A 4,577-nucleotide genomic window follows, 5' to 3' on the forward strand; every position below is an offset into this window, starting at 1 on the left:
ATATAATTGATGAGCTAAAGAAATTGGCTCGGGATGCTAGCAGTGATTTGAGTCGTTATGGGATTTGAGTAAATGAAAAGGAACTACACAGTAAAATCGCGAATATTTTATGGGAAGATTGGGATCCAATTGATGTGAATGATGGTGAAAACAAGTGGGGCGATGAATATGACGGATATGTTCCAGCGCTTTGCAAACTTGCACTCAATAAAGGTGATACCTATAAAATTTCGCGTCACCTAACCAATTTACAGCGAGATAGTATGGGACTCGAGGTAAATTATGAAAACGAGCATGACATAGAAATTGCGGAATTAATTATTAATGCGAAGAAAAATATCATAGGATTATAAAAAAATCGCATTACAAGCGTTTTCAGTCTGACTACTGCACGGCTACGCCGTTCAGTGGCGGCTGATGCGAGACTTTCGACTGAATGGAACCTGAAATGCGAATGATTGCCTTATTTCTTTGCGTAGTTGCAATCGGCTGCTCCAAGCCGACCGACTCTCACAGCGTTCCGCTCCAAGGCCAGGCGGGTTCGACAGTTGAAACTTATGACGACATCCCATGGGGTGGACTGAAGGTGCAGCTTTCAGGATCATCGCTCGAAAACGCCAATCAAATCGTGGTACTGCTGCACGGCTATGGCGCTACCGAAGCTGATCTCGCGCCCCTCGCTGATTACATTGGTGGCGACTCGCGCGCGTTTGTATTTCCCGCCGCACCCATTGAGATTGATGATGGCGGACTTGCTTGGGCAACAACTGAGCAAGAACTCGAAACGGCTCACGCTCGCCTTGCGGCCCTGGTTCGGTTCGCCTCGAAATCATATCCTGACGCCGAGATCGCGGTCGGTGGTTTCTCGCAGGGGGCGACGCTTTCAAGCTTGCTTCTATCTGATGGAAAGCTTCCGGTTCGGCACCTTATCCTCTACTCGCCCGCCCTTGCGATTGACGATTCATCAATCAAAGCTGGACGTGGTATTAGAGTACTATTGACCCATGGCAAACGCGATGAAGTGCTCCCGTTCAAGGATTCAGAACGCCTTCATAGAATGCTTGAGAGTAAGGGGATTACAACGAATTGGCATCCATTCGATGGCGGCCATACCATTACCAATGAACTACTTGACGAAACCCGAAATCAACTATCTCCAGCCAGCGAATAACCATGTGATGCCACGGAGGACGGGATGTGGGCTTTCTCATCTGCTTGAAAGTCATTCGCCCGCCCTCGTTGACCACTAACGTTACTCTTGCCCTCGTTCGATATACTCAATCGTTTTCTCAAATGCATTTTTAAACAGCAGTGGTCTACTGCGTGATCCAGATAGAGAGGAGAGGATCAACATCCGCTGTGATGTCGGTCTTCCCTGACACAATCCTGGCTGTAAAAACAAGCCCATTTAGCATCAATTGATAATAGACAAAAATCCTGATAGATTTAGACAGAATCAAATTTTGTCTATCAATAGTTAGAATATTATATGAACCGACTTGAAAGATTTTATCAAAATGCAGGTCTACTTGGAATTGCTCAGACCTGTATCATTTTATTTGTATTATATTTAGCTCTAAGCAAAGATATGAGACTTGGAATTGCTATTTATACGATACCTTCAGTGGCAATCTTATTTTTTGCTACTTATACAATCCGAAATAAATTGGTTGACTACGTTGAATTAACGAGAAAAATAATGAATGTGTGTGCTCTTTTGATTATTGTTTTATTCATCCTCTTTGCAAAAAAGTTCAATCAAGAAAATTTACTTTTTCGTTTATTTATGGCATCCTTTTTTAGCTCATATATCAGCTCATATTTCTGGTTATTATCCGATTCCAGAATTTCTCATGAGCGCTCCTGATAAATGTATGAACACAGACCAAAAAATTCGCCCAAATTTTCTTTATTGTAAAGCGATCTACGTCTCGCTGCGGGCAAAGAATCAATAAAACCGGAGGATAACCGATGGCTGCGAAGAGTTTTAAACCGGTGAAAATAGGTGTCATTGGCCTGGGTCGGTTTGGGCGATTGCATGCATTGACGTTATCTCGGCTGGCAGAAGCGGAACTGGTCGGGGTGGTGGCGCGTCGGCAGGAGAGTCTCGATGCCATCAGCAAAGAACTTCCCGATGTTCCCGGGTGGACGAATCTGACTCAGGCGATTGAGGAGTCTGACGCAGAAGCGTGGGTTGTCGCCTCTACGACCAAGTCACATGTAACTATCGCGCGAGAACTGCTCGAACGTGACAAAGTGGTGCTCTTGGAAAAGCCGATTGCGGAGAGTCTGGAAGAAGCGGAAAGCCTGGCTTCCCTGGTGCAGTTCGATTCCAGTAACCTGATGATGGGGCACATCGTGCTGTTTAACAGCGAGTTTCAAGAGTTGCGGGAGGTGGCCCGCGAACGTGGCTCGATTTCTTATATTGATTGCGTACGACATAGACCGGCGAGCATTGTTGAGAACTTTCCGGGCGAAAACCCATTACATGCGGCGATGGTGCATGATCTGTACGCGACACAGGTGTTACTCGATTGTGCGGAACCGGATCATTTCAGTGCCCAATTTCATCGGACTGCCAGAGGAGACATTGATCTGGCTGTGGCACAACTCAAGTGGAACGATGGTCCGGTGGCATCGTTTGCAGCCTCGTATTTAACTCCCGCAGGAATGCCGCCGCGCGGGTTTGACAGAACCGAAGTGTTTGGTGTGGGTTGGTCTGCTCGCATTGAACCTAACCCGCGACCGCTGTCTGTCTGGGACAATGAAGCCTCCTGGCCTCTGGCGTTGGAGGTGCGTGCCAACCCACCCAGCGGCATGATGGCTGAGGAGTTGCGTTGCTTCTGTCGGGTTGTGCGTAAGATGGAAGCAGTACCAACCGGAGCGACCTACTCAGATGCAATGCAGGTACAACGCTGGATGGAGAAGCTGAATGCGTTTGTCTAACTGGTAGAATAGTGATTAAAGACGAAAAGAGACCAGGTCTTTTAAAGAGACTTCTTGAGAATAGATCGAAATCCTGATAAAATTAGGCAGAATCAAATTCAGTCAATCATTCGTTATGCGCCTCAGTTGTAATAGTTAAGACTTGATCTGACAGTCATTGAAGCAAAATCCACCACGCCGGAAGAATTACAAGAAGTCGAGAAACAAAATTCCAATTCGGTTTTTGTCCTGGCCTCACTAGTGAAACGTTATGACTTTAAAGACAGATATGAGAAAAAAGTTAATGCACCAAAAACCGAACAAGAAAATATTAAGCGTGTATTAGAACAACTGGTCAAAATCTCGGACGATGACTCCTATTTTTCACACCTGGCCTATCTGTATCAGAATCAGGAACAGGAATGGGTAGCACTCTCAAAGAAAATGCTGGAACTGCCGAGTCAATCTCTCAAAATGGTTCACTGGGAAATTCAACTGGCGTACTGGTATGCCCGACAGAATGATCCTGAAAATGCCTTGAAACACGCCGTACACGCCTTTCAATCACGTTCAACAAACTCCTACAACTGCCTGGTCAACATTCAGACAAAGTATGGTAAGTACGACGATGCCAACAAGGTCCTGGCTCTAATGACAGATCACTATAAGAGCGCGGCTCTCCAGTGGCTCAATTGGTGCATCGCTCATAATACTGGTGATGAGCAAACAGCAAACAGTAAAGCTGATGCCTACTTCAAGAGCGTCGATGCTGATAATGTCCCCGGTTATCAACAACAGTTGTTTCATTATTATATGATAACCAGTGAGCCTGTAAAAGCCGCTAAAGCACTGATGAAGATACCCAATCTCTCACGCGTCTCACCCGCCACGCTTCTGATGGGAACTTGTGTCACTGATCAGCAAGGTGACAATGGGGGACGCGATCGGCTGATGCAGACCGTGATCGATTTAGAAAAAAATCCACGTAAGGCAACTGAGTCGGCAGCCTGGATTACTTTCGCCAAAAAATTACAGATCTTCCTCAAAAAACCAGACAAACGCAAATTGACTCAAAAGATGATTGCTGATCTGACCGAGAACGAAAAATTTCTTGTCCGGCAGCACTTCGAACTGGTGGCAGCTTATTATCTGGTGACCAACAATTTCAGCAATGAGGCTGCCCCCATGCTGGCCAATTCAGCAATCATTAATACTGACTTTCCTCTGACGGTTAACATAATCAGTCGACAGATCCTCAGAAAACAGGGGAAGAAAGTCGGTCCCATGAATCAGGGATTGAATTTGAATGTCCTCAAAAGATATGGAAAAACCAATCGGCGTGATGTTGGGAAAAAAGAATTAGTCAATTCGGTAGGTATGAAGTTCCAGCTAATCCCCGCAGGTAAGTTTCAGATGGGTGCGTCTTTTCAAACGAAAAAGAATAACGAGAAACCAGTCCATCAGGTGATCTTGACCAAACCTTTTGAAATTGGTGTTTATGAAGTGACTCAGCAGCAATATGAAAAAGTGATGGGAACAAATCCCAGCGAATTCAAAGGACCAGACAATCCTGTTGAAAGTGTAAGCTGGAATGACGCAGTAGAATTCTGCCTTAAGCTTTCGAAGATGCCAGATGAGAAAGGCTTTAGCTA

General features: G+C 45.5%; 4 protein-coding genes. All 4 read left to right on the forward strand.

The features are described from left to right. The first annotated feature begins 134 nt into the window (after positions 1-134). Positions 135-353 carry a hypothetical protein gene (locus tag Q0668_RS08260; RefSeq protein WP_298862656.1) on the forward strand — a complete coding sequence of 73 codons (219 nt, stop codon included), beginning with the start codon at positions 135-137 and terminating at the stop codon, positions 351-353. Between the two features lie 95 nt (positions 354-448). Beyond that, complete coding sequence (locus Q0668_RS08265) at positions 449-1,171, forward strand: hypothetical protein (protein ID WP_298862659.1); 723 nt, start codon at positions 449-451, stop codon at positions 1,169-1,171. Positions 1,172-1,971: 800 nt separating this feature from the next. Then, positions 1,972-2,946, forward strand: a complete 975-nt coding sequence (locus tag Q0668_RS08270; protein ID WP_298862662.1) for a Gfo/Idh/MocA family oxidoreductase — start codon at positions 1,972-1,974, stop codon at positions 2,944-2,946. 240 nt (positions 2,947-3,186) lie between these two features. Beyond that, the coding region (locus tag Q0668_RS08275) for a formylglycine-generating enzyme family protein (RefSeq protein ID WP_298862665.1) at positions 3,187-4,577 on the forward strand (1,391 nt) is incomplete at its 3' end.

The organism is uncultured Gimesia sp. (genome assembly GCF_937910335.1).
Lineage (GTDB): Bacteria > Planctomycetota > Planctomycetia > Planctomycetales > Planctomycetaceae > Gimesia.

Coding starts and splice junctions, on each gene's coding strand:
- Q0668_RS08270 (WP_298862662.1), top strand. CDS start 1,972: ATGGCTGCGAAGAGTTTTAAACCGGTGAAAATAGGTGTCATTGGCCTG.
- Q0668_RS08265 (WP_298862659.1), top strand. CDS start 449: ATGCGAATGATTGCCTTATTTCTTTGCGTAGTTGCAATCGGCTGCTCC.